Raw genomic sequence first — 23,297 nt, 5'->3', positions numbered from 1 at the left:
CAAGAAGCCTGAAATCAATAATCTCATTATCTATGAAATCCAAATGAAATGCCAATGTTGCTCTTTGTGCGCAGCAGCGTTAGACTGTTTAAGTAAGACGAATATTAGGTAAACAGCGGAGGCACCACGTGGACTACATTATTCTTGATATCGAATTTAACGGACGTAAATTTGCAAGCGATTTGCCGATGGAAGTCATTGAGATAGGCGCTGTGCGATTGAATGAAGCTCTCGAGCCTGTCGATGAATTTACGGCATTAATTAAACCGGTTTATTTTTCCAAATTGAATGAATTCATTAAGAAGAAAACCGGCATCCCCCAGGAAGGCATTGATGCCGCTGACAGCTTTCCAAGTGTCATGACTGATTTCTTGAGCTGGCTTGGACCGCATGAGAACTTCCTGATTCTCACATGGGGCGGAGAAGATATGAAGCGGATCGTGTTCGATACGCGGATGCATAAGATGGACGATGCGTATTGGCTTGAAGCAAAGTATTACGACCTGCTTAAAGGTTACATACGCTACAAAGGTGTCTCGAATGACGTTAGCGTCGAAGCAGCCCTGCTCGATCTCGGTCTAGGCGGCGAAGACAACAATGCCCATCGCGCGCTTGAGGATGCCCGAATGACTGGCGACATCTTCCGAGCCGTGTTCAAGGAGCTCGACTTCAGCCGAATCCAGCAGTATGTTGACGTCTACTCCAATGCCAAAGAACGCAAGCTCGTGAAGAATGCCATTCGCCTTATCGCGCAGCAGAAAGTGACGCCTACTTGGGCAATGATTGTAGAGCATGTGCTTACGGACAAAATATCACTCGAGGATCCACGGAAAGTTATCGAGCTTGAAGCATATTTCGATGCAGAGATGGCGAAGCCTCGCAGAGCGCAATCAGCTGCAGCTGCTGAACGAACCGAATAATAGAGAAAAACCGCGGCCTGATGGCCGCGGTTTTGTTTTCGTTTTATATCACGCGGGATGCTGGTGCGCATATATCACGCAGAACCCGGTCCCATATCGTATCAATAGTGATAATGAGGTTCGCTCCGCGTTCTGGATGCACATAAGGCGCTTCCCTGCGAAAATAATGTTGATGACCGCCGACAAGCGTAAGCGGAATGACATGCTTCGGTGCATACTTCGACCGGTTCCAGTACCAGATACCGAGCCGGTTCCGACTAACGCCTCCCCAACTGCCAAGCCGCGTAATGTAATCCGCGCATTCACCGTCCTCATTCACCGCCACGACATAGTGAACCTTATGATTGTGCTCCCGCTTGATCGGAAGCTTCGGTGAACCGACTTGAATGACTCGCCAATCGGATATAGCCCCCTCTTCACTCAGCATTACAGCCGCTTGATAGGCGGCAACACCGCCTCCGCTGTGCCCGATGAAGATCACCGGTCTGCCAGTAGAGAGCTTTCGCACCTGAGCAGCTACCGCTCTTGCGCCGAATTGTACCGCTCTTCGCAGCCGATACAAATCTTTACGTACCTGGAGCAGCTGCTGGAAGAAGTTGTGCGTATGATCGCCGTAAGGGAATAGCTCGCGTATCGCGGATATCTTTCCATTATCGGTCAGCCGGTGCTGCAGCTCCTTGACGCATTCAGCAAAGATCGTACGCCTTGACCCTATGCCCGCTAATAAATATACATCCCATTCCGAGGTAACATCTGCATGCATGATGTCGTCACCGCCCTGTTGTCTGAAGCTGAAGCAGACTGCACAGCCTTCTCGCGATTAGTATGCGGCGCTGAATACGTTGTCATTCATTCACGCTGCAAACATTACCTCATTATATTCAGGTACTACCTCTGTCGCTTCTGTATTTCATGCATTCCGAGAATGACAGTAATCCATTCATAGCTGTCAACGGTTTGCGTGAAGTTATCCAAGCAATACGCCGACGACTCAAACCAGCTGCTGACCCTTGCGAAGGAAGCCGCGAGCGCTCCGTTCTCATTAATGATCTCGTATTCCTGGGAGAATGCCGGCGATATCAACTCAAATACCCCGCGCCCGTATGCTTCATATTCAAACTTCTTGGAGAGGAACGACATTCGCGCACGAAGTAGCCCCATTTCTTCGCCCGACGGTCCCGAAATCGCCCATTTGCCCGACAGAAATGGGAAACTACCACTGTAGATCGGGTTGCCGGTGCCGTCATAGACGTCGAGTCCTGCACCAAACATGCTGCGCAGATCGACTTCACCGACACGTTCGTTCTGCTCGTTCATGATCTCCGTCTGCCCTGCATTAAAGAAATTATCGCGAAAATACAGCTTCATGTTACCATTCATGCTACCGCCTCCTCTACAGCTCCATACGACGCAGCTTTCCAAAAAGTTTCAGCGTGCAGACAGATTCCGCTTCTGCTGAGCGAGCTGCTTGAACTCCTCATCAAGCTGCGCGTATCCGCCGTCTGTCGGCTTCAGCTTACTCAGCTCACCAAGCAGATAGGTCATTCGGTTCGCAATGAGGAGCTTCTCTTCCTCAAGCTGCAGCTTCGCCGCTTCCGCTGAGTCAGCCGGTCTCGCATCGCGCTCTCGCCACTGCGCATAGCCGCTCTCAATTCGCTTAATCTTACCGTCTTGGAACAGAAGCAGCTTCGAGCAAATTCGATCAATCAAATAGCGGTCATGAGAGACGATAATTAGCGTTCCTTGATAGTCTTCGAGCGTTTCCTCGAGCTGCTCGCGGCTGGCAAGATCGAGATGATTCGTTGGCTCATCAAGAATGAGTAAATCATGTTCTCTCCTAATAAGCTGTGCCAGCTTTATACGCGTGCGCTCGCCGAGACTAAGCTGGTGAATTGGCTTCTGAAGCATGGAAGCATCGAAACCCATATTCGCGAGCAGCGTCCGCGACTTGCCGACATCGCTGCGAAGCTCATGCGTCTGCTCGAGCAGCTCAAGTACGGTCTGCTGCTGGCTAAGATCGGTAACGTCCTGCGTCAGATACGCAACATTCGCGGTTGGACTGAGCCACAGCTGACCGGTATCTACCGTTTTCTCGCCGAGCAGCATTTGGATAAGCGTCGTCTTACCGCTGCCGTTCGGCCCGATAAGCCCGATTTTCTCACCGCGCTGCATATAGAAGGAGCTGTCCCCGAACAGTGATCGTCCACCGTAGCCTTTGCCAATGCGTGATGCTTCCACAATGCGGCGGCCACGTTTCTCCGGATTATCCCAGCCAAAAGCTACCTTTGCTTCCTCCTTCGGCTTCTTCACGCCTTCGAGATCAATCTTCTCCAGCCGATGGAGGCGCGACTTGATCTGTTTATCCATCGCTTTCGCTTTGCTGCGATAAAATTCTTTCACGCCCGTGCGCATCTCCGCCATCTTGCCCTTCTTCCCAGCTTCACGGTGCGCTTTATCCGACCAGTTCTTCAAACGGTTAATCTCCGCTTCAATTTTCTGCTCGTATTTCTGCTGTTCTTCGAAATGGTGCAGCTGACTCTGATAGCGCCGTGCTTTCTCCTCGCGATAGAACGTATAGTTGCCCGGGAAGTTGATCGACTTGCCGTCATCCAGCTCAATGATCCGATCAACCGTCTGATCGAGGAAGTAACGGTCATGCGAGATAATAATCGTCGTGCCTGCATACTTCCCAAGCTCCGCTACAAGCCAATCGACTCCTTGAAAATCAAGATGGTTCGTCGGCTCGTCAAGCAGCAAAATATCAGGTCTCGATGCCCAAATATGTGCAATAGCGAGCTTCGTCTTCTCTCCACCGCTTAGGCCAGCAAGCCGTTCGCCATCCCATTCCTTCACCTTCCGCAATCCTAGATGGCTCGTCACATGAAGGAACTGTTCGCCTCCCTGGGATTGCTCTACATCACCAATCATGCTGCTGAATGTATTTACGGTATAGGACGTTGACTGGAGTAAATAACCGATCTTCAACTGCTCATGATGGTATGTGAGCTTCCCTTCATCCGGCTGCAGCGTCCCAAATATTAAGTTGGCAAGCGTAGTCTTGCCCGCTCCGTTCATACCGACAAGTCCAATGCGTTCTCTCGCTGCCAGGTCCAGATCGACCTGCTTCAGTACGGCGGTGTCGCCAAAGCTCTTCTTTAATGCGCGTATCGTTAATAATGTCATATGGATCACCACTTTTAGTTAAAGTTTAATAACTGACAGGGCGATGATCTTCGGGCGACTTTGGTAGCGCGATTCGTTGTTTAGACAAAACAAAAAACCGCAGGATCGCGCCTGCGGCTGACAATGAACGGAATAGAGATACGTAAATAAAGCTCTAATACACCGATGCGCATCGCATGGGAATAGAGATTTATTAGGAGTCAGCTCCTATAGACATACGTAACCAATTCCGCTCTAGCGCACAGGCTGAGCTTCTCTAATCGTCAGTTCGAAAATCATGAACGATAAGGGAATTAAGTCCACATGATGTCTAAATGGATACCTCCTACGTACTTACAAGATACCCCATTATAGCATGTAAAAAATGATTGTGCACCACTCTCTTCGGAGAAATGGAACCATTAGCCTGTGAAAGCGGTGAAGTTGAAGCTCTCCGGACCTACCCGCACTGTGCCGAGCGCGGAGGATTGAATAAACACCGAATAGGCTTGACTAGCAATATTGGGCGCGTTGAAGTCCGAACCTGAGAATGCGATCAGCTGAGGACCGAGTATACTAAGGTCCAAGTTCTGCGCAGCCGAGAAGACGTTAACGTCACCGGAGGTTAAGCCCCTTGTTACGAATATGGTGATATTCGTAGCAAGCGGAAGCAGCGGAAGCTGAACTGCAGCGACGCCTGAGAACTCTACGCGTGTTTGCCCAGCCGTTCCAGCGGAGAGATTAAGCGTTTGCTGCGCGATCAAGTTCGGCGTATTGATGACCGTGATCGGAATTGAAATCGAGTTGGCATAGCTTGCGTTCTGAGATGTCTTCGAATCTAACAAACTAGCTACCATAATGATCACCTCCTTTTCATATACCATATGTTACCAGTAAGAAAAAGATTGGACAGGTGTATCTTATAGGATATTAAAAAGCTCCCGTGCCTGGTATCTTACCCAGACCGGAAGCTTCATTCATGCTAGCTTAGCTCTTATTCGAGCGCCAATCCATCTTGCTGTTGTTCAGCAAATACTCAAAGTCGTTCTCTTGCCGCTTCTTCTCGGCTGCACGCGCTGCTTCTTCTTGCTTGCGCACTTCTTCCTTGCGAGCTTCCTCTGCGGACTTCAGCTCTTGCCCAGCTGCCTTCAGCTTATCCAGCATCTCCGGTCGCAGCAGATCTTTAAGCGTCGCCGGCTTCTCTTCTTTCGCAGCGGCAGCCTGATGCTGCTGTGCCACTCTGTTCTTCATCTTCTTCGCCATATGATCACCTCGTATTATCTGCAACCATTATAGCAAGATCAGCGTGAACGTTCTAGTATCTCTGTTCCACCTTTAGCGTCTTCCAGACCGTTACCGAGATGAGCCATGCGGCGAGAAAGAGTCCGACCAGCACATAACCGAGATCGCCGAGATCCATCGTTGCAAGCCATTTGAAAAATGGTGATGACCATTCCAACCGTTCGGATATGATTTGCAGCAGCTCAACGATGCCGATGAGAAGTGCAGATATGACGGAAACACTCGTCACAGTCACGTTATAAAACAGCTTGCGTAGTGGTGTATGGAATGCCCAGCGATACGCCTTCGTCATGAACATGCCATCTGCGGTATCGAGCAGACTCATCCCGGCAGCGAACAAGAGCGGCAGTGCAATGATTCCGAACAGCGGTACAGCGCTCTTCGCGGCTCCTGCTGATAGCGCGAGCAAGCCGACTTCCGTTGCCGTATCGAAGCCGAGTCCGAATAGAAACCCTAGCGGGTACACATGCCAGCTACGGCTAATGAACTGCTGCAGCGGGCGGAAGATCCGCGAGAACAGCCCTCTCGCTTCAAGCAGCTGTTCCAGCTGGTCGTTGTTATAGCTGCCTGATTTCATTTTGCGGAATAGCTGAAACAAATGGCTTAGAATAATCAAGTTCAGAATGCCGATTAGGATAAGAAAGATTCCAGACACCGAAGTTCCGATCAGCTTCCCCGTCTCCTCCATCATCGGCATCTCCCGCTGAATCCATTTGACAGAAAACGCAACAGCGAGCACCATCAGGAACACGACAGAGGAATGACCGAGTGAGAAGTAGAAACCAACGCCGAGCGGGCTGCGCTTCTGCTGCACGAGCTTACGCACCGTATTATCAATCGCGGCGATATGATCCGCATCGAACGCATGACGAAGACCCAAAGAATAGGCTAGCAATCCGAGGCTCCAGAAAGCTGGATCATGTCTGCCAGCAATGGCAAGTCCAATGATACCGGTAATGTGCAAGGCAAGAATGACGAACGCGTATCCAGCCCATGATTTGCGATCATTCCATAGCGTACGCATAAGACAAGCCTCCCTCCTTTTTATATGTAACATAATCTAACATAGATGTCCGCCCGCGTCCATGAAAAAAAGACCAATCCGGGGGATGGTCTTCCTGATGCCTTCGTCTTATGCACGTTGATTCCGTTTCGCTCCGTTTAACAGCTGACGTCTTGTCCATTCATTCGAGATGACGGGATCTTCTTCCTTCTTCAGCTGTTCATATAGTCTTGTTCTCAGCTCGGCAATTCGCTCTTGATGCTCTGGCAACGAAATAACATTGCACAGCTCAGCATGATCGTGCTGCATATCATACAACTCATCAATATCCGTCAGGTTCCAAACGTACTTCCATTCTTTCGTCCGAATCATCCGCTGCGTATACAGCCCGAACTGTTGACCGTTATACGTGGCAACGATTTGGTCGCGCCAATCGGCATCACTCGGCGCATTCGCAGCAAGCAGCAGCGGCGCAAGTGATTTTCCGTGGAAGCTGTCAGCCGAATAGTCTAACCCCGCAAGGTCAAGCAGCGTTGGTCCGAGGTCGAGCAAGTTGTAAACGAGCTGTTCCCGCTCTAACCCTACAGCCTGCGAAGACTCCCCTGGAAACGAAATGATAAGCGGTACTCGAATGACATCGTCGTACAGAATATAATGCTTATCCATCATCCCGTGTGAGCCGCACATGTCGCCATGATCAGCTGTGAACACGATGATCGTATTGTCCGCCTGCCCAAGCCGCGCAAGCGCAGCAAGCACTCGCCCGATCGCATCGTCCAGCTGGCTAATAATGCCGTAATATCTGGCGACGATCGGTGCCCAATCTTCCCAAGTAAAGGATTCTACACCCCAGCTTGCGAGCTGCTGTGCTTGAATATACGGCTTGCTTGCGAAATTATCGCGGAAGCCATCCCACTCCGGCACTTGCGCTGGATCATACATCTCCGCGAACGGTTCCGATGGGCGGCAAGGCAGATGCGGCTCAGCGAAGTGAAGCGCGATGTGCCAAGGACGATCTCCCTGACTCAGCGTCTCTATTGTTTCTATTGCGCGGTCCGCATACCAGTGCGTTTCCGAATCAGCCAACGCAACTGGATTATTTTCGCCAAAAAATCCGTTCGTGTAGGTGAGGTCCGGATAACGGCTCTGTCTAAACGCTCGGTAATCTCCTTCACTCACATAAGATTCATACCCGAATGCAGTAGGACCAAACTCGGGATTGACTCCCCATTTGCCTAGAAAAGCGGACCGGTATCCAGCATCAGCGAGCTGCTTCGTCCATGTATATTGGTCCGGCTGAAGATAGCCAACTGGCAGGAATGAATTATAGTTCCACAACGCGCCGAAGGTCTCAGGACGCTTGCCATGAAGCAGCGACTGCCTAGCCGGACTACATACCGGGAAATGGGAGTACGCGTGATGGAACACGGTACTCCGCGCTGCCAATTGGTCGAGGTTCGGCGTTTGGACCGGATATTTGCCGCTGTAGCCGACGCAATCAGAACGCAGCTGATCGGCGGTTATGAATAGAATGTTAGGCTGCCGTTGCATGCACACTCTCCTCTTCGTTAGCCCGTAACGCGGTACTGCTTCGGCGAGCAGCCGACATGACGCATGAATAACCGATTGAAGAACGATTGATCCTCGTAGCCGACCATCGTCGCGACGACAATTACCTTCTCCTCGGTCTCCAGCAGCAGATGCTTGGCGCGTTCTATCCGAATTTCATGCAGCGCCTCGAACACGCTGCGGTTGTATTCTTCCTGCATAAGCCGATTCAACTGCCGAATACTCGCAGTAAACAGCAGTGACAGCGACTGCAGGGTGATTTTCTTCTCATAGTTTCGCTCGAGATATCCATAGATCCGTTTCGCGGTCATTTCGCGGTCCAGCTGGCGCGGCGACGGGTGAATCCGCTGCTGGGGCATCATCGTATAGTAGCGCGATAACAGGATGAGCAGCTCAATCATCTGCAAGCGAATAAGCGTCGTATGACCGATCGAGCGGTTATTGATTTCTCGGATCATATTTTCGAGCAAGGTCAATACATTGGACGCATCCTGTCCGTGCAGGTTAAGCCGGTGGTTAAAGCGCACATCATGATCGAGGAACGGATGTACATAGAAGTAGTCCATGGAACCGGTAATTTCAAGCTCGGTAAGCAAGGCATCTGGTATAAAAGAAGGCATGAACAAGCAGTTAATAATCTCCATCTGCTCGCCCTTCTCCGTCTCATAGGCATGTGTCTCTCCGGGATTAATAATAAACACGTCCCCGGCATGAACTTCATAGCGTGTTCCTTGGAATACATGCATGCCTTTGCCGCGAACGACATAGACAAGCTCGACAAACTCATGGCCATGTTCTGCAATTGAGCCCTGCACGGTGCGGGTGATCCAGAACGGAAACTCGACTTTCATATAACGGTTGCTGCTTAGTATGTCTTTCATTCACACCCACCCCCTACGACAAAATGCCATGCTAGTGCTAATGCGATTTGGCGCGGCTGTGTGCTAATGTGGCGTTATCAAACTTCTCCCGGTCAGGATTGCGCTGCCATTCCTCCCAGCTCATGCCGGACTCCGCCAGAATCTGCTCGATTCTGCGTCTGAACGGAAGCCCTCGCTCCTGTAGCTGCTGTACCATCGGGTCCGGCCGTCCACCAAGCTTACGGCTTACCACCTCATCAAGCTGTTGCTCGAATGATTCAGCGAGCGCTGGGTTTGACTCAGCAAGGTTTACCTTCTCTTCCGGATCAAGTACCAGATCATACAGCTCCCGCGGCGGACGCGTGAACGGTCCTGAGTCATACGTGCGGATAAACTTATACCGCCCCGTTCGGATGCCCCTCGCCGCCTGCCATGCACACTCGCTCAAATAGATAGTTTCGTGCGCTCCATCGGATTCTCCTTCAATTGCTTGCCACAAATTGATACCGTCGAGTCCCGCAGGATCCGTGAGCTTGCTCACATCAATGCCCGCCGGCGCTTCACGCCGTACCGCATCAAGCAACGTCGGTAGCAGATCCACTTGCTGAACGAGCCCTGGCACTCTTCGACCGCCAGCAATTCTACCCGGCCAGCGCATAATAATTGGAACGTGCACCGTTTGCTCATAGAGTCCGCAGTGATCCCAATAGATATCATGCTCAGTCAAGCTTTCACCGTGATCTCCGAACAGGACGAGCAGCGTTTCTTCTTGGATGCCAAGTTTGTGAAGATGATCGTCAAGCTCCTTCAAACGGTCATCCAGATAGCGAATCTCTGCATCATACAGCGCATCGTAGTAGTCCGTGTCCGTAACTTGACCGACGAGGTCGTAATGGTGATGTTTAAAGAACGGATACGCTGTGTGATTATATGCAGGCTCCATGCTCTTATTGCTTGGATCGAACGGGTCCTTCGATTCGGCGTAGAACTGCGGGATATACGATTCTGGCGGCAAATATGGTGTATGCGCATCCCAGTAGTGCAGGAACAAGAAGAACGATTCGTCCTGATGCTGCTCGATCCATGGCAGTGCCAGATCATTCACCTTACGCCCGTCGATCCAGCGGTTGCCGCCGACAGAGTTGATGTAATAGTTGTAACCGCGTGCGAACCATTCCTTGAGCTGGTACATATTATCGACAGCGCCGGTCGTGAAGCCTGCTGAACGAAGCAGGTTTGGCAGCCACTCGACTGACTTTGGCAAATGTGTCAGATCGGAGCCATGGGAGATGACGCCGGTTGTCAGGCCGATTTTGCCAGTGAATACTCCCGTATGGGCTACCTCGGTTGGAATATCTGCTGCGTAGGCACGCTCGAACAGAACCCCATCACGCGCGATCTGGTCCAGATGCGGACTTGTTGACTTCCCATAGCCATATCCGCTCAGCCTCGAGGCACGAAGCGTATCGAGTGAAACTAGAATGATTTTCATCTAAGGCTAATTCCTTTCTTGATGCTCGATGATGTCGCTGCTTGCTCCAGAAAAGCAAGCACAGCTTGCACGTTCTGCTCGAGCGCTCCATTAGACGTAGACAGCGTGAGCTCTGGATTCTCCGGTACTTCATACGGATCGGTAATACCGGTAAAATGCTGGATCTCGCCTGCTCTCGCCTTCGCATATAACCCCTTCACATCGCGCATTTCGCACACATGAAGTGGACAATTCACGTAAACCTCGACGTAATTAGCAATATGCTGTCTTGCATAATCGCGCATCTCCTTATAAGGGCTGATGGCTGAGACCAGCACATCAACCCCGTTGCGGGAGAGCAAATTCGCGATATAAGCGATTCGTTTCACATTTTCAATCCGGTCTTCTCGGCTGAAGCCGAGCCCTTTACATACGGTGGTGCGCAGCTCATCGCCGTCGAGCAGCTCGACGCGCCGTCCGCGTTCGCGGAGCTTCTTCTCTACGCTCATCGCTGTCGTTGTTTTGCCGGCTCCGGATAATCCGGTGAACCATAATACCGAGCCATAGGTGTTGTTCATGCTTGCTCCCCCTCCATCTGCATCCCTAGGCAGGGACTGTAACTGGAACGCCGCCAAGCTGATGCGATTGTATTGCCGCTTCTATTACTTCTTGCGCCGCGAGCGCGTCTGCGCCGGACGCTGTGATTTCTTCAGGCTTCACGCCCGCCTTAAGCTCCTCAATGAAACGGTTGATTCGTTGATCGAACGTATCGTCGAAGCCTTTCATGCCGCCGAACAGCGAGTTGCGCACGACGGTCAGCTCGTCGGATTCATGCGGATAGTATGTCATGCTCTCATACACATTGTCCACGATAATTCGTCCGGCATTGCCCGCCACTTCGCAGAACTCAATCGGATGGCGCATCGACATATCGTAGCTGCCGGTAAGATGACCGACCGCACCGGATGCGAATTCCATGTTAATGGACACCGTCGACCAAGAACTGCGATCAGGCGCTTTCGTCATGAAGGACTGTACACGCTTGATGTCACCGCCGAAGTAACGCATCACATCAATGGAATGAGGATGCAGAGCGCGCATGTGCAGCCACTCGGTATCCTCCTGCGGGTTGCGGATCGTCAGCCTCATGTTAATGAACAGCGCCGTGCCGATCTTCCCGGCATCGATAAGCTCCTTCGCCTTATAAGCTGCTGGCGTGAAGCGATGATTCAGATTGCATGCGAGCCTGATGTCCTTTTCTCTGGCAGCAGCAACCATTCGGCGCGCCTCTTCAATATTGTTGGAAATCGGCTTCTCGACGAAGACCGATTTCCCTGCTTCAATGGCAATCATGACGGGTTCATAGTGATGACTGCCCTTCTCGATGCCTGCTGTTGCAACGATGACCACATCAACTGCTTCACGTTCGAGCAGCACGCTCAGATTGGTATAGTGCGGTACACCGTGCTCGCGGCCCGCTGCCGCTGCACGCTCAGGCATCAAGTCGCACACCGCGGCAAGTACGGTATCGGGGTGACGCTTATACACCCCGCAATGAATCTTGCCGATGTGATTCACACCGACGACAGCAACTCTAATCATTGCTCTCTACCGGCTCTTTCTGTTCTTCTTGAACCTTCTCCTTCGATTGCAGGGAGCGCGCTACGTTAATCGAGCCGATATATAGCGAGTCGTAGGCTTCTTGGGAAGAGGTGAAAATTTTGTTCTGTCCATGCCAGTTCGTGTTCGTATAGATCGGATTCGTCCGGCCCGTCTGCTCCTCACGTCTTGCGATATAATCATGCATACGCTGCGTCAGGAACGCGACAACCTCTGGCTCTTGCTCGGCGATATTCACGTTCTCGAGCGGGTCCTTCGTCAGGTTGTACAGTTCAATCTCAGGCTTGAAGTGGAAATCCGGCTCAAGCGCACAGATGAGTTTCCATTCCGGCGTACGCCAGCCGTGTTTGCGCATCCATGTGCATTCTGTAATATAGAATTCGCTGAACTGCGTGCTCGCTTCTGCAGTTCCCGTGATTGCAGACGTTAACTTGCGGCCATCAAAAGCAATGTCCGTCTCAATCTGCAGCAAATCAAGCACTGTTGGCATAATGTCAGAGATCAGGCTGACATCGCTCACTCTGCGGCCTGATGGCACGCGTCCTGGGAATTTGAGAATGAGCGGAACGACGAGCGTACAATCATATAGACCATGGTGATCGAAGTAGCAATCATGCTCATACAGCGTCTCGCCGTGGTCGGATGTGATGACAATAAGCGTGTCTTCTTCGAGGCCCATGTCAGCAATCTTCGTGAGGAGCGTCTGAATCGTAATATCCATATAAGCAATCGCGCCGTCATATTGCGCGGTCACATATTCATGGTCTGTCGTACCTTCCGGGATCCATGAGCCGATGTAGTCCCCGAACGGCTTGAAGTTATATACCGATTCCATCGATTGATTCGACGAGTCCCTCTCATCCTTGCCGTAGAACATCCGCTCGAATGGCGCAGGCGGCAAATACGGGGAGTGCGGGTCCATATGGCGCATGAACAGGAAGAACGGTTTGTCTTCCGCTGCAAGTCGCTCCAGCTCTGGAATTGCAACATCATTCAGAAGCTCTGCCTTCGGCGCACGACCGCTCTCGGAGTCTGGCAGCCATGACTCATAATTGAGATAGTTCTGGAAGCCGCGCGAGGACGGATTACCTGTAAATCCGATACAGGTCGTATTATAGCCGCTTGATTCAAGCACTTCAGCAAGCGTATGCACGTGACCGCCGAGTGGTCCTTCATGGCGCAGTGCCACAACATCCGTCCCAAAGACGTCCATGCCAGTCAGCATCGAAGCGTACGCCGGTGTCGTCGGAATGCTAGGGCTGAAATGCTTCTCAAACAGTACCCCTTGTGAAGCTAGTTTATCGAGATATGGCGTCGTTAGACGGTCATAGCCATAACTGCTCATATGGTCACGGCGCAAGCTGTCGATGCCGAAGAAGATAACGTTAGGTTTTTTTGCGGACATTAGAATTTCGCCTCCTAATATGGGTAGCGCTAGCGTGCGCCGAGTTTTTTCAAGCAAGCATTCAAATAGCCGTACGATTCAGCCGCAACGGCTGTCACTTGATCCAAGGTGTGCGCAGGTTGCGCGCCGATCACTTCCAGCACGACCGGTCCGTCGTAGCTGCCTTGCACCATTGCTTCACAGTAGCCATAGAGATCGATATCGCCTCTGCCGCAAGCTTGCAGCTCAATTGGACCAGGGCCTTGCGCTCTGCCTTTGCAATCGCGGATATGAATATGTTTAACGCGGTTAATTACCGCTGGTAGAGCTTCTTCTGCATTCTCACCTGAACGGTGAATATGACTTGGGTCCATGTCAATTCCGAACGACGAGGATGAAATCTGCTCCATCGCGGCAAGCGTCGTCGGCGTATTGTAGATCGCATTGCCAACATGCGCCTTAACGCAGAGCGTTACGCCGTAAGAGTCGGCAATCTCGGATAAACGTGTCAGGTTGGCAATCGAGGCTGCCAAGTCTTCTTCTACGCCGGACTTGCCGCCAGGGCCGATATTCACGACCGGGATGCCAATTGCAGCCGCCGCTTCAAAAGCAAGCCGGAGCCGCTCTTCATCAAGCGATGCAACCTCCATCGACAGAAACTTCAAGCCATTCTCCTGCATAATGGACTGCAGCTCTTCCTTCTGCTCGCTCCAGCGGCTGAGGTCAAGGTGCTCGCACATCCCTTGAATTGCAGAAATTTCAACACCATCGTAGCCACATGCCGCGATGGAACGAGCTGCTTGTGCGAAATCATACTCTTTGAATAAGACCGAATTTACGCCTAATTTAATCATGGAATGATAGCCTCCTATGCTTCAAGTTCGATTATTATTTAAGGAACAGCGGATCGCCGTGCAGTGGCGGCAATGGATGTGGACGAACCATCTCGCCTCCGCGCTCATACGACTCAATTACCGCGAATGTGTATTCCAGTACAGCGAGCGCGTCGCGTCCGTTCGCACGCAGCTGATCGAACGATACTTTGTTCGATACATCCTCCAGGAACGCATGCAAGCGGTTGTTGAACGTGCGGTTGAAGTCCGTCGTGCCGTAATCCGTTACTTCTGGCACTATCGGCGTACTGATCGCAGGTACACCCTTCTCTGCCTTCCAGTACGAGATCTTCTCGACACAGTTCTCGATGCAGAACGTGCCTTTTGAGCCTGCCATTTCAAGGCTCCACCAGCCGCCGAGACCATAAACCGCATCACCGCGCTGACTGAGCAGATAGCCGACGCCGCCGTTCTGGAACTTGACATGAATGGAGTTGATCGATGCCATAACATCTCCCGCATTACGTCTGAAGCCTGGACGGTCTGAGAACGTCTGGATGTGCGTAATATCGCCGCAGAAGTGCCGCATGACGCTGAGTGGATGTGTCAGGAACGCCTTCATATGGAAGTACGGATGGCCTTTCACTTTATCCGAGCCTGCAAGTCCGTAGTTCGCTTCCCCGCCATTGAAGCCCATCTTCGCCAGACAGTAGACGAGCTCGCCAATTTCGCCGTTCTCTACATATTGCTTGCCCTTAGCAGCAGGCTCTGTGAAGTAGTGATTCAGGTTGCAGCCGAGATAAACCTTCTTCTTCTCTGCGAAGGCAACTAGCTCTCGCGCCTCACGAATATCGTGGCACAGTGGCTTCTCAACGAGCACATGCTTGCCATAGCTGATCGCTTCCATCGCCGGCTCAAAGTGCCAGCTGCCGTTGTCGATCCCGCCTGTCGTGACGTCAATGACTTCAATGTCCGGTTCGTTCTCGATCATTTCTTTCAGGCTGTAGTACGCCTTCACACCATACTTCTCAGCCGCAGCATCTGCGCGCTCCTTCACTACGTCGCACACTGCGACCAGATCCGCCAACTCATCTTCCTTATGACAAACAGCGTGATGATTCCCGATTCCGTTCATACCAACAATACCGATCTTAACTGCCATTTCTATTTCCTCCTCAAAATGTTGTTTATACCGCTTCAATCTTCGCATCACTCAACGAAATGCGGCGTCCTTCTTGTGAAGCTACATATGTAGCGAGCACCATGCGCAGTGATGTGCGGCCTTCCTCTGCGGTCGCAATCGGCTCCCGTTTTCCGTGCAAAAACTCAGCCAGCGGTCTCGCCAAGCCTCGCAGCCGGGCAACATGGCTCGCTGGTGAGGCGATTTCGCTAGCCGTCCACTCCCCGGTTGATGCCGTATATTTAAGTAAACCTGCTCCGTCCGTCGGCCTTGGCACATTACAGCTGATCGCATCGCCGTAGTTCTGAACAACCGTACCGTGCTCGCCGATAATTTCTGTCGTATTCTGTGCTGCGTTGCAAGTGAACGAGCAGCTAACTTCGGCAATCGGTCCATTCGGATAACGGAAGATCGCGATGCCATTGTCATTCGGGATTCGCGGATTATACAGCGAGCCGAGCTCGGCTGTGATGCTCTCCGGCTCACCTAGCAGCCAGTGGATGAAATCAATCGGGTGCGACGAATCATCCGCCCAAATATCACGGTTCAATGCAGGATCGACATGCCAAGAGTTTGCAAAATCAGCGTTTAACCCCATCGGCAGACCGTGTCTGCGACGTACCATAAACACTTGACCGAGCTCGCCGCTCGTGATCCATTCCTTCATCTGAACATTTTGCGGATCGACGCGCATCTGCCAAGCAAGCGTGAACGGCACTTGATGACGCTCCACCGCTTGAACGATCCGGTCTGCTTCCGCCATGGTCAGCGCGATTGGCTTCTGCACGATAATCGCTTTGCCATGTGACGCGGCCAGCTCGACAAGATCGACATGTCTGGATGTCTCTGCGCCTATGACAACAGCGTCAATGTCATCTCGACTCAGCAGATCGGCTGCATGCTCATACACTTCCAAGCCGAAACTGCCTTTGGCGGTCTCTAGCCTAGCAGCGTCATGATCCCAACCGGCGATTACTTTAACGCCTAACTCTGCGTTTTTCCATTCTTCACAATAAACGTTGACATGGCCGTGCGCGAAGCCGAGAATACCAACGCCTTTCGTCTCATTCATACATTCCCTCCGTCATGAATGGTATTGGGACTGCTCATGGAAACGGTTACTATTCTCATCATACGTGTCTCATCCAATCAATTCATGGCTGATCTGGACAATAAATTCTCCGATTCGGACGGATTATCAAATAAATGGATTGGATTCAAAGCCGATTGGGCAATCTAGAATAGCTTGTCTAAGCAAGAATAGACGCTTGTGAAGGGAGGAAGCAGCGTGTCCCGCAAGAAGAACCAGCCGTATGGCGCGAAGATGCAGGCGATGGAAATGAAGGACAGCCAGGCCGAGAATGACGTTGCAGGCTCTACCGATCGCAACCGCAACCAGAAAGGTCATGTACCGAATAGCCCTTCTACTGGGTAAAGAAAAAAGCCGTCTTCGGAGAATCATGTCCTCCTGAAGACGGCTTTACTATTATTATAGGTTATGGATTACTCGGCTGTTGCTGATTCATGCACGGTCTCATCGTTGATGCCATCCTTGTTCAAGTAGCTCTCTACGAGCTGGATAATCTCATACGAGGCGTCGCGTTTGGCAATTTCAAGCGGTGAGCCAATGAAAGAATCAAGAGTCGGGTCTGCACCGTTATCAAGCAGATATTTAACCATGTTAATTCTGTTGTTCGATATTGCGCTGTGCAGGATGCCGGGATCAAGCTCAACAGATGGATCCGCGCCAAGCTTCAGCCATTTCTCCGTTGTTACAAGATCGACACGGTATAAGGCTCTCTCCAGCATCTGTTGGTTGGCAGAGAGGAACCAGGCAACATTCCCTCCGTCTTTCCCATAGAGAATGAGTTGACCGCCTGTAGCGTCGCTCATGAAGCGAAGAGGAATATAGGTGGTGCCGCCGCGTAGCCTCGGGGCGACTGACATCGTTTTATTAACCCCATTAACGATCGAGTTCTTCCAGTGGTTTCTGCTCTACGCTGCTGACATACACTACTTCACAGCCGTGTGATTAAGCTTCTTGTTCAGAACAGACTTAATGTTCTTCACAAGCTGTACGGAAGCATCAATCTCGACTTTCCGCGTCGAAACACTCTCGATACTGCAGCCAATCGGGATGCCCTTCTCGAGACCGTATTCGAATATTTCTTCGAATATTTTTTGGCAATGACGAATCGATTGATCCAGTACATCGCTCGAATATTTTAAGTCATTCTCCAGCCATTTCGGAATGCTGATGCCGAGCCACTTCATGAACTCCAGCGTTTTCGTTGAGCCGCAAGGCGCCAAATTGAACAGAATCGGAACCATGTCGATACCGTTCTCATTGCAGTAGTAATAGTAATCGGACAAGAAGTTCTTCGAAGCCTCTACGTTGTAGATCGCTTGTGTGACGAAGAAATCGCAGCCATTTTTCATTTTGCTTACGACCCGTAGATGCTCGTCCTGCTTCGTCATATGCCGTTCAGGGATGATGACGCCTCCGAAAGTAAGGTTTCGGTTGTGCTGCTTGCTTAACTGATAGGCATCCTTCAGCCCCAGATGCACATGCTGTCTATTCGAGCTGCTGCCGACAAATACCGAATACTTGTCCTGATCAGCGTCACTTGTCGCCCAATCTGTAAATTCAGCCTCTGAATAATTGCCAACGCATTTATAGATAATCTTGGGTACATCAAGCCCGCTCAAATACTGCTTACTGTATGTATCCGGTGATACCGTCTGCAAATAAGGAAACGGACGCTCCTGCTCGATCCGGTCCGCCTCTTCCTGAACATCATAAAGGATGAGTGCATCAAGCTCGAGGTCACGCAGCCGTTCACACTGCTTCTGCGCAATCTCCGCAATTTTCTCCGTCGTGTTTGTTGCCTTCGGCGGCGTCATGCCATAAGAAATGATGCCGGGCTTCTTCGCTAATAGTTTATCACGTAACATTTGCTCCACTTCCTTGCTCCTTTTTGTATCTATATTCCGTTATCGTTATCTTTCGACCTAAAAAGCGTTTCTCCTTTATTAGTTGACGATTAGATTTTAAATCATATCCCTGTCAAAGTCTAAAGTTAGAAGTCCTCTGATATAATCGAATTGCCTTGGTTTGGAAAATAATGGAGATGGGGAACGGATTGAAACGCATTCTCTGTATTGTACTAAGCATGATTTTGATTTTCACCGTAACTAGAGGTCTTCGTGAATCGCCTGCGGCAGCTGCAGCGGCAGCCAAACAAGACAGCATAAAGTACAAGGACGGCAGCAAGTATACCGGACAGCTGGTGAATGGAGTTCCGCATGGCAAGGGAACATTGACGTATCCAAAGGGCGATGTGAAGAAGTATGTAGGTGAATTTAAGAATGGTATGATCGATGGCAACGGAACACTCTATTACGCGAATGGGAAGAAAGTAACCGGCAAGTTTATTAATAGCGTTCTAGCGAAGTACACGGTGTTAACGGCATTAAAGTCGGGGAAACGTAATTACGGCTCTTCCCTCCAGAACGGCAAAGCGTATGGTGATTTCTTGTACATCACGTTTGATCATTATGATGCGCAGATAGGCACTTTCAGCGGAACAATTGTCTGGGACGAGATTGTTTATGGCTATGTGGATACGAACCAAGGCAAAGTACAAAGCGATAAGCTCGTATTTAGTCAAGTAAGTCGTACTTATAAAGGGAATGTATATGATTTTCCTAGCAATACAATTACTGTTCGAATGACCGATGTCAATCATTTAAGCGGAACGTGGAGTGTGCCGAGCGCCAATGCAAAGGGTACAATTCAGTTCACGATCAATCCGGACGATGTCTCTCATCTGTCATACTTATCAAGTGTACATACCTGGCTCGACTGTGAGCCTCGAGACAGAAGACTATTACATCACGAAGACAAGCGTAGGAGCACTAAACGGCGGGCTGATTATTTCTAGCGATGGGACGTACATTTGGAACAGCCTCGTACAAGGCAAAATCATTCGTGGGAAGTGGCGTAAAACGAACGACATTAAAAGCCCGATTGAACTAATTAAAGGCGAGATGGGCTATGATTGGAAAATAAGCGAGTCACCTCATCGAAGGAATGAAATATTCCTAATCGCAGGATATAGCTCGCAAAATGCCCGCTTAGTGAAATAAAAGATGACTCCAGAGCATATCCAGGAATCATCTCCTATGAAATGATCATTGCGGTGGCTTAGGCCAGATTGCCTCCAGCTGAATGCCGTTATTATCTAGAAACCCGAAGCTTCGCGTCGGCCCGTTGCTGAGCAAGGCGGTCATCTCAATCTGGCGACTTTCCAGTTGATTACGCATGAGCAATCCGGCAGCCTCATCTTGAAGCGCAAAAGCAATATGCTGCATTGCACCGGGAATGAAGGTGAGCCGCTGCAGCGCTTCGGGATGGGTGTGGATCTGAGCGTCAGCAACCTCAAAGAAATGAAGGCCCAATGCTGTTGCAGGAGCTCCTGGATGGATAAAAGCATGCCGCCCGTGAAACGGATTAGCCGGAAAGATAGGGCTGGACTGCATACCTAGCATTTCAGAATAAAAACGGATTGTCTCTTCTAAATCCTTGGTCGTTAATGCGATGTGATGTATGCCCTGCCATTCCATCGACTCTCAGCCCCTTACGCATCAACTTATCATCCGTTGATATCAGATCCATTATATGAGACGCACGTGTAAAATCAGAATCACGCTGAAAAGTTTGGTGAGAGATCAAATACGCTCTCTCAGCGCGAAAATCGGCCGATTGAAGCTCTGAGAGTACAGATTCAGCACTCTCAGATAAGGAACCAGCCGAAATCGGCAGCTTGGCGGAGCTGAGAGATCAAATACGCTCTCTCAGCATGGAAATCGGCAGATTGAAGCTCTGAGAGTACAGATTCAACACTCTCAGATAAGGAACCAGCCTAAATCGGCAGCTTGGCGGAGCTGAGAGATCAAATACGCTCTCTCAGCATGGAAATCGGCAGATTGAAGCACTGAGAGTGCAGATTCAGCACTCTCAGATAAGGAACCAGCCGAAATCGGCAGCTGGGCGAAGCTGAGAGTTCAAATACGCTCTCTCAGCATGGGAATCGCTCCCAAAGTTGGCCGAGAGATCATATATGTGCACTCAGCATGTCAATCCCGCGATTCTGAAAACAACTGCGATCGTAGGAACATTCGGGCAGCGAAGTTTCCTGTTTAACCAGACTAAGCCTTTAAAGAAAAAGGGCTTCCCATCGTCATCTAGGTGATGATGGGAAGCCCTTTCGTGCTATTAACTATCGGAACTCCGGCGGCGTTCTGCGTGCGACATTCGTTAGAATCGCGGCATCAATGACCGCTTTGCGCACATTGGCAACGACCTGCTCATTGAATATACTCGGGATTATGTAATGCTCATTCAGCTCGCTCCCGGAGACGACTGCAGCAATTGCGCGGGCAGCTGCCATCTTCATCGGCTCGTTAATGCGGCGGGCACGACAGTCAAGCGCTCCGCGGAATAAGCCTGGGAACACGAGCACATTGTTAATCTGGTTCGGGTAGTCGCTGCGCCCGGTCGCAAACACAGCGACGTGAGGCAGCGCCTCCTCCGGTGATATCTCCGGCTCTGGGTTCGCCATTGCGAATACGATACTGCCCGGCGCCATCTTCTTCACGTCCTCTTCACCCAACAAGCGGCCACGCGAGACACCGATAAAGACGTCTGCATCCGCGATGACGGTCTTCAGATCCCCTGCTTGCGCTTCAACCTGCGGCTGTTCCGCAAGCCATTGCCACATCGGATGATGATCGTAGCTGCCTCCGCGGACGATTGCTCCGTCACGATCAACCGGAACGAGACGCTTCACGCCTGCTTGCAGGAGCATTTTACAGATCGAAACACCAGCTGCGCCAATGCCGTTGACGACGACGCGAATGTTCTCTATTCGCTTGCCGACCACTTTGAGTGCATTAAGCAAGCCTGCAATAACGACAACCGCCGTACCATGCTGATCATCATGGAATACAGGGATGTCCAACTCGTCCGCGAGCCTAGTCTCAATCTCGAAGCAGCGCGGAGAGCTGATATCCTCCAGATTGATACCGCCGAAGATCGGGCTCATTGCCTTAATGGTGCGAATAATCTCCTCCGTATCCTTCGTATCGAGGCAGATTGGGAAGGCGTCAACGCCAGCAAGCTGCTTGAACAGCATCGCTTTTCCTTCCATAACAGGCGCCGCAGCATGCGGTCCAATGTCACCGAGACCGAGCACCGCTGTGCCATCCGTAACGACGGCAACTGTATTCCGCTTGATCGTAAGCGAGTACGCTTTGTTCTGATTCTCCGCAATCGCTGCGCAGACCTTCGCCACACCAGGCGTGTACACTTTGGACAAGTCGTCGCGATTCTTAATCGGAAGCGTCGGTTGAATGGTGATTTTGCCCCCTAAGTGAACGAGGAATGTCCGGTCTGAAACGTTAATCACAGTAATACCATCGAGATTACGCAGCGCGTCAACCGCCGCCGCTTCGTTCTTATCCGGCAGATCCACCGTAATGTCGCGCGTCGAAGTATCATGTCCTGGACGAATGACGTCGATGGACGTAATGTCGCCTCCTGCTTTACTTAGCGTTGCCGCTACATCTGCAAAGGTTACTTTCTTATGATCCAGCTCAAGTCGAAAGATGATACTTGTTTTTGCCATCTTATACCCACCCCCGCCATTTCATAGCTTCAGCTGTTCGCTTCAGTCCAACCATATATGCCGACAGACGCATGTCCGTCTTCTTCTCAAGCGAAGTTTGGTACACGTTATTGAACGCATCGACGAGAATTTTCTTGAGCCGTGTGTTCACTTCTTCTTCGCTCCAATAGAACCCTTGATTGTTCTGCACCCATTCAAAGTACGATACGACTACGCCGCCTGCACTCGCAAGCACATCCGGTACAATCATAATACCACGTTTTGTCAAAATTTCCGTAGCCGCTTGCGTCGTCGGTCCGTTCGCAGCCTCAACGAGCAGCTTCGCTTTAATCAAGTATGCGTTATCTTCAGTGATCTGGTTCTCAATTGCTGCTGGAATTAGGATATCGCAATCTTGGATCAATAATTCCTCATTTGTAATCCGGTTTGGAAATAGGTTCGTCACACAGCCGAATGAATCTCTGCGGTCCATCAAATATTCGATGTCGAGACCATTCGGATTGTACAGCGCCCCCGCCGCATCTGAGATGCCTACTACCAGAGCGCCTGCCTCATGAAGAAACTTTGCCAAGTAACTGCCGGCGTTACCGAAGCCTTGAATGATAATGCGAGCGCCCCCAATCGGAATGCCGAGAACGGCTGCCGCTTCATGCAGCACAATGCTCACGCCTTGTGCCGTCGAGGATTCGCGGCCAATCGAACCGCCAAGCACAAGCGGCTTCCCTGTGATGAAGCCTGGCGAATCGAACTCGCGGATCCGGCTATACTCGTCCATCATCCACGCCATAATCTGCGCATTCGTAAACACATCTGGCGCTGGAATATCCTTGGAAGGGCCGACGATCTGGCTAATCGCGCGTACGTACCCTCTGCTAAGCCGTTCAAGCTCGCCAAGAGACATCGTGCGCGGATCGCACTGAATACCTCCTTTGCCCCCGCCATACGGCAAATTCGTTAAGCCGCATTTGATACTCATCCACATCGAGAGCGCTTTCACTTCTTCGACTGTGACATCCGGGTGGAACCGAACGCCGCCTTTCGTCGGGCCAACAGCATCGTTGTGCTGAGCACGGTAGCCAGTAAACACTTTCACTTTACCATCGTCCATCTTAACCGGGATTCGAACTGTCAAAAGTCGTAATGGCTCCTTCAGCAGCTCATAGTAAGCGCTATCAAAACCAAACTTAGTTAAAGCCGTTTCAATGACTTGCTGTGTTCTTGCGAGTACATCGACATTTTCTTTGACCTTAAGCATCTTGTTATCCCCCTTGGTAAGTGAAGAACCTGCTGCCTCAGCTATTTAT

At 50.9% G+C, this 23,297-nt stretch carries 23 protein-coding genes; 3 read left to right on the top strand and 20 right to left on the bottom strand.

Going from position 1 to position 23,297, the window contains the following annotated elements:
• Positions 1-128 precede the first annotated feature (128 nt).
• The gene (locus tag BMY11_RS05325) at positions 129-920 is read left to right on the top strand and encodes a 3'-5' exonuclease (RefSeq protein ID WP_090573386.1); all 792 of its coding nucleotides are present in this window, start codon (positions 129-131) and stop codon (positions 918-920) included.
• A 43-nt stretch (positions 921-963) separates the two neighbouring features.
• Here the strand turns inward: BMY11_RS05325 and BMY11_RS05320 are convergent, their stop codons facing one another.
• The 15 genes from BMY11_RS05320 to BMY11_RS05250 form a co-directional block, all read right to left on the bottom strand.
• The gene (locus tag BMY11_RS05320; protein WP_090573385.1) at positions 964-1,683 is read right to left on the bottom strand and encodes a hypothetical protein; all 720 of its coding nucleotides are present in this window, start codon (positions 1,681-1,683) and stop codon (positions 964-966) included.
• 125 nt (positions 1,684-1,808) lie between these two features.
• Entirely contained in the window at positions 1,809-2,300 is a 492-nt protein-coding gene (locus BMY11_RS05315) for an LURP-one-related family protein (RefSeq protein WP_256217304.1), read from the bottom strand.
• A 48-nt stretch (positions 2,301-2,348) separates the two neighbouring features.
• Positions 2,349-4,103 carry a ribosomal protection-like ABC-F family protein gene (abc-f, locus tag BMY11_RS05310; protein ID WP_090573384.1) on the bottom strand — a complete coding sequence of 585 codons (1,755 nt, stop codon included), beginning with the start codon at positions 4,101-4,103 and terminating at the stop codon, positions 2,349-2,351.
• Between the two features lie 401 nt (positions 4,104-4,504).
• Positions 4,505-4,939: a hypothetical protein gene (locus tag BMY11_RS05305; protein WP_090573383.1), complete on the bottom strand. Its 435-nt coding sequence runs from the start codon at positions 4,937-4,939 to the stop codon at positions 4,505-4,507.
• Positions 4,940-5,069: 130 nt separating this feature from the next.
• Positions 5,070-5,345, bottom strand: a complete 276-nt coding sequence (locus BMY11_RS05300) for a YqkE family protein (protein ID WP_090573382.1) — start codon at positions 5,343-5,345, stop codon at positions 5,070-5,072.
• 52 nt (positions 5,346-5,397) lie between these two features.
• On the bottom strand, positions 5,398-6,408 hold the full coding sequence (locus BMY11_RS05295) for a HoxN/HupN/NixA family nickel/cobalt transporter (protein WP_090573381.1): 1,011 nt from the start codon (positions 6,406-6,408) through the stop codon (positions 5,398-5,400).
• A 108-nt stretch (positions 6,409-6,516) separates the two neighbouring features.
• Positions 6,517-7,938, bottom strand: coding sequence for a sulfatase family protein (locus tag BMY11_RS05290; RefSeq protein WP_090573380.1), 1,422 nt, complete (start codon positions 7,936-7,938; stop codon positions 6,517-6,519).
• 17 nt (positions 7,939-7,955) lie between these two features.
• Complete coding sequence (locus BMY11_RS05285) at positions 7,956-8,837, bottom strand: AraC family transcriptional regulator (RefSeq protein WP_090573379.1); 882 nt, start codon at positions 8,835-8,837, stop codon at positions 7,956-7,958.
• A gap of 37 nt (positions 8,838-8,874) precedes the next feature.
• Positions 8,875-10,308: a sulfatase family protein gene (locus tag BMY11_RS05280; protein WP_090573378.1), complete on the bottom strand. Its 1,434-nt coding sequence runs from the start codon at positions 10,306-10,308 to the stop codon at positions 8,875-8,877.
• Positions 10,305-10,865, bottom strand: coding sequence for an adenylyl-sulfate kinase (gene cysC, locus BMY11_RS05275; RefSeq protein WP_090573377.1), 561 nt, complete (start codon positions 10,863-10,865; stop codon positions 10,305-10,307). Before cysC ends, BMY11_RS05280 begins: the two co-directional genes overlap by 4 nt.
• Before the next feature lie 25 nt (positions 10,866-10,890).
• Positions 10,891-11,889 carry a Gfo/Idh/MocA family protein gene (locus BMY11_RS05270; RefSeq protein ID WP_090573376.1) on the bottom strand — a complete coding sequence of 333 codons (999 nt, stop codon included), beginning with the start codon at positions 11,887-11,889 and terminating at the stop codon, positions 10,891-10,893.
• On the bottom strand, positions 11,882-13,312 hold the full coding sequence (locus BMY11_RS05265) for a sulfatase family protein (RefSeq protein WP_090573375.1): 1,431 nt from the start codon (positions 13,310-13,312) through the stop codon (positions 11,882-11,884). Before BMY11_RS05265 ends, BMY11_RS05270 begins: the two co-directional genes overlap by 8 nt.
• A 29-nt stretch (positions 13,313-13,341) precedes the next feature.
• A complete protein-coding gene (locus BMY11_RS05260; RefSeq protein WP_090573374.1) occupies positions 13,342-14,145 on the bottom strand; it encodes a sugar phosphate isomerase/epimerase family protein in 804 nt (267 codons plus the stop codon).
• Positions 14,146-14,179: 34 nt separating this feature from the next.
• Positions 14,180-15,286 (bottom strand): Gfo/Idh/MocA family protein, encoded by a 1,107-nt coding sequence (locus BMY11_RS05255; RefSeq protein ID WP_177182503.1) that lies wholly within the window; start codon positions 15,284-15,286, stop codon positions 14,180-14,182.
• Positions 15,287-15,311: 25 nt separating this feature from the next.
• Positions 15,312-16,376: a Gfo/Idh/MocA family protein gene (locus BMY11_RS05250; protein ID WP_090573372.1), complete on the bottom strand. Its 1,065-nt coding sequence runs from the start codon at positions 16,374-16,376 to the stop codon at positions 15,312-15,314.
• A gap of 216 nt (positions 16,377-16,592) precedes the next feature.
• Here BMY11_RS05250 and BMY11_RS28735 point away from each other — a divergent pair, with 216 nt between their 5' ends.
• A complete protein-coding gene (locus BMY11_RS28735) occupies positions 16,593-16,739 on the top strand; it encodes a hypothetical protein (protein WP_177182413.1) in 147 nt (48 codons plus the stop codon).
• Positions 16,740-16,807: 68 nt separating this feature from the next.
• Here the strand turns inward: BMY11_RS28735 and BMY11_RS05245 are convergent, their stop codons facing one another.
• On the bottom strand, positions 16,808-17,275 hold the full coding sequence (locus tag BMY11_RS05245; protein WP_256217326.1) for an ankyrin repeat domain-containing protein: 468 nt from the start codon (positions 17,273-17,275) through the stop codon (positions 16,808-16,810).
• 42 nt (positions 17,276-17,317) lie between these two features.
• Positions 17,318-18,259 (bottom strand): methylenetetrahydrofolate reductase, encoded by a 942-nt coding sequence (locus BMY11_RS05240; protein WP_090573370.1) that lies wholly within the window; start codon positions 18,257-18,259, stop codon positions 17,318-17,320.
• 188 nt (positions 18,260-18,447) lie between these two features.
• On the opposite strand from BMY11_RS05240, the gene BMY11_RS05235 reads away from it, so the two are divergent.
• Entirely contained in the window at positions 18,448-19,248 is an 801-nt protein-coding gene (locus tag BMY11_RS05235) for an MORN repeat-containing protein (RefSeq protein ID WP_177182502.1), read from the top strand.
• Positions 19,249-19,498: 250 nt separating this feature from the next.
• On the opposite strand, the gene BMY11_RS05230 is transcribed toward BMY11_RS05235, so the two are convergent.
• The 3 genes from BMY11_RS05230 to BMY11_RS05220 all read right to left on the bottom strand — a co-directional run bounded on the left by BMY11_RS05230 (position 19,499) and on the right by BMY11_RS05220 (position 23,248).
• Complete coding sequence (locus BMY11_RS05230) at positions 19,499-19,930, bottom strand: VOC family protein (protein WP_090573368.1); 432 nt, start codon at positions 19,928-19,930, stop codon at positions 19,499-19,501.
• Between the two features lie 656 nt (positions 19,931-20,586).
• Positions 20,587-21,993, bottom strand: coding sequence for an NAD-dependent malic enzyme (locus BMY11_RS05225; RefSeq protein ID WP_090573367.1), 1,407 nt, complete (start codon positions 21,991-21,993; stop codon positions 20,587-20,589).
• 1 nt (position 21,994) lies between these two features.
• Positions 21,995-23,248: a Glu/Leu/Phe/Val family dehydrogenase gene (locus BMY11_RS05220; RefSeq protein WP_090573366.1), complete on the bottom strand. Its 1,254-nt coding sequence runs from the start codon at positions 23,246-23,248 to the stop codon at positions 21,995-21,997.
• Positions 23,249-23,297 lie beyond the last annotated feature (49 nt).

The organism is Paenibacillus sp. OV219 (assembly GCF_900110075.1).
GTDB lineage: Bacteria > Bacillota > Bacilli > Paenibacillales > Paenibacillaceae > Paenibacillus_Z.
This window is presented reverse-complemented; position numbering and strand designations above follow the sequence as displayed.

Coding starts and splice junctions, on each gene's coding strand:
- BMY11_RS05320 (WP_090573385.1), bottom strand. CDS start 1,683: ATGCATGCAGATGTTACCTCGGAATGGGATGTATATTTATTAGCGGGC.
- BMY11_RS05315 (WP_256217304.1), bottom strand. CDS start 2,300: ATGAATGGTAACATGAAGCTGTATTTTCGCGATAATTTCTTTAATGCA.
- abc-f (WP_090573384.1), bottom strand. CDS start 4,103: ATGACATTATTAACGATACGCGCATTAAAGAAGAGCTTTGGCGACACC.
- BMY11_RS05305 (WP_090573383.1), bottom strand. CDS start 4,939: ATGGTAGCTAGTTTGTTAGATTCGAAGACATCTCAGAACGCAAGCTAT.
- BMY11_RS05300 (WP_090573382.1), bottom strand. CDS start 5,345: ATGGCGAAGAAGATGAAGAACAGAGTGGCACAGCAGCATCAGGCTGCC.
- BMY11_RS05295 (WP_090573381.1), bottom strand. CDS start 6,408: ATGCGTACGCTATGGAATGATCGCAAATCATGGGCTGGATACGCGTTC.
- BMY11_RS05290 (WP_090573380.1), bottom strand. CDS start 7,938: ATGCAACGGCAGCCTAACATTCTATTCATAACCGCCGATCAGCTGCGT.
- BMY11_RS05285 (WP_090573379.1), bottom strand. CDS start 8,837: ATGAAAGACATACTAAGCAGCAACCGTTATATGAAAGTCGAGTTTCCG.
- BMY11_RS05280 (WP_090573378.1), bottom strand. CDS start 10,308: ATGAAAATCATTCTAGTTTCACTCGATACGCTTCGTGCCTCGAGGCTG.
- cysC (WP_090573377.1), bottom strand. CDS start 10,865: ATGAACAACACCTATGGCTCGGTATTATGGTTCACCGGATTATCCGGA.
- BMY11_RS05270 (WP_090573376.1), bottom strand. CDS start 11,889: ATGATTAGAGTTGCTGTCGTCGGTGTGAATCACATCGGCAAGATTCAT.
- BMY11_RS05265 (WP_090573375.1), bottom strand. CDS start 13,312: ATGTCCGCAAAAAAACCTAACGTTATCTTCTTCGGCATCGACAGCTTG.
- BMY11_RS05260 (WP_090573374.1), bottom strand. CDS start 14,145: ATGATTAAATTAGGCGTAAATTCGGTCTTATTCAAAGAGTATGATTTC.
- BMY11_RS05255 (WP_177182503.1), bottom strand. CDS start 15,286: ATGGCAGTTAAGATCGGTATTGTTGGTATGAACGGAATCGGGAATCAT.
- BMY11_RS05250 (WP_090573372.1), bottom strand. CDS start 16,376: ATGAATGAGACGAAAGGCGTTGGTATTCTCGGCTTCGCGCACGGCCAT.
- BMY11_RS05240 (WP_090573370.1), bottom strand. CDS start 18,259: ATGTTACGTGATAAACTATTAGCGAAGAAGCCCGGCATCATTTCTTAT.
- BMY11_RS05230 (WP_090573368.1), bottom strand. CDS start 19,930: ATGGAATGGCAGGGCATACATCACATCGCATTAACGACCAAGGATTTA.
- BMY11_RS05225 (WP_090573367.1), bottom strand. CDS start 21,993: ATGGCAAAAACAAGTATCATCTTTCGACTTGAGCTGGATCATAAGAAA.
- BMY11_RS05220 (WP_090573366.1), bottom strand. CDS start 23,248: ATGCTTAAGGTCAAAGAAAATGTCGATGTACTCGCAAGAACACAGCAA.